Source organism: Sphingobium sp. LMC3-1-1.1, from assembly GCF_040676285.1.
In the GTDB taxonomy this organism is placed as follows: Bacteria; Pseudomonadota; Alphaproteobacteria; order Sphingomonadales; family Sphingomonadaceae; genus Sphingobium.
Map to the genome: position 1 here is coordinate 1 of NZ_JBEGHQ010000030.1, position 1,279 is coordinate 1,279.

The 1,279-nt window shown below is 63.3% G+C and carries 2 protein-coding genes; both read left to right on the forward strand.

Features of this window, described 5'->3' with window-relative positions:
- Window positions 1-699, forward strand: a 699-nt coding sequence (locus MRBLMC3_RS16150) for a CoA transferase subunit A (protein ID WP_363756047.1), incomplete at its 5' end; no start/stop codon positions are given.
- Window positions 699-1,279, forward strand: a 581-nt coding sequence (locus MRBLMC3_RS16155) for a 3-oxoacid CoA-transferase subunit B (RefSeq protein WP_363830486.1), incomplete at its 3' end; no start/stop codon positions are given. The genes MRBLMC3_RS16150 and MRBLMC3_RS16155, both read left to right, overlap by 1 nt.

Sequence of the window (1,279 nt, forward strand, 5' to 3'; positions counted from 1 at the left end):
CTTTACCCCGATGCTGCGCGCGCGTTGGAGGGGCTTCTCTTTGACGGGATGCATTTGTGCGCGGGCGGATTTGGGCTGTGCGGGATACCGGAACGGCTGATCGACGCGATCCGCGACAGCGGGGTCAAGGACCTGACGATTGCCTCGAACAATGCGGGGATTGACGGGGAGGGTCTGGGCAAGCTGCTGCGCACGCGGCAGGTGAAGAAGATGATCTCCAGCTATGTGGGGGAGAACAAGGAGTTCGAGCGGCAATATCTGGCCGGCGAGCTGGAGGTGGAATTCTGTCCGCAGGGGACGCTGGCGGAACGGTGCCGGGCGGGCGGCGCGGGCATTCCGGGCTTCTATACCAAGACCGGCGTCGGCACGGCGGTGGCCGAGGGCAAGGAGGTCAAGGTCTTCGACGGGCAGGATTATATCCTGGAGCGCGGGATTTTTGCCGATGTGGCGATCATCAAGGGCTGGAAGGCCGACGAGAGCGGCAACCTCATCTTCCGCAAGACGGCGCGCAACTTCAACCAGCCCATGGCGACGGCGGCGAAGATCTGCGTTGCCGAAGTGGAGGAGGTGGTGCCCACCGGCGCGCTTGATCCGGATGCGATCCATCTGCCCGGCATTTACGTCAAGCGCATGATCGTGGGCGCGCCCTATGACAAGAAGATCGAATTCCGCACCGTCCGCCAGAGGGAGGCCGTCTGATGCCCTGGAGCAGAGATGAAATGGCCGCGCGCGCGGCGCAGGAACTGCGCGACGGTTTCTACGTGAACCTGGGGATCGGCATACCGACGCTGGTGGCCAACCATATCCCCGCCGGCGTGGAAGTGACGCTGCAGTCGGAGAACGGCATGCTGGGCATCGGCCCCTTTCCCTATGAGGGGGAGGAGGATGCCGACCTTATCAATGCGGGCAAGCAGACGATCAGCGAATTGCCGCAGAGCTGCTATTTCTCCAGCGCGGACAGCTTCGCGATGATCCGGGGCGGGCATATCGACCTCACCGTTCTGGGCGCGATGGAGGTTGCGGAAAATGGCGACATCGCCAACTGGATGATCCCCGGCAAGATGATCAAGGGCATGGGCGGCGCGATGGACCTGGTCGCGGGCGTCAAGAAGATCATCGTCGTCATGGAACACACGTCCAAGGATGGCAGCCCCAAGTTCATCCCGGCCTGCACCCTGCCGCTGACCGGCAGGAATGTGGTCGACATGATCGTCACCGACCTCTGCGTCTTCCAGCGGCCCGACCATGACAGCCCCTTCCGCCTCGTCCAGCTCGCTCC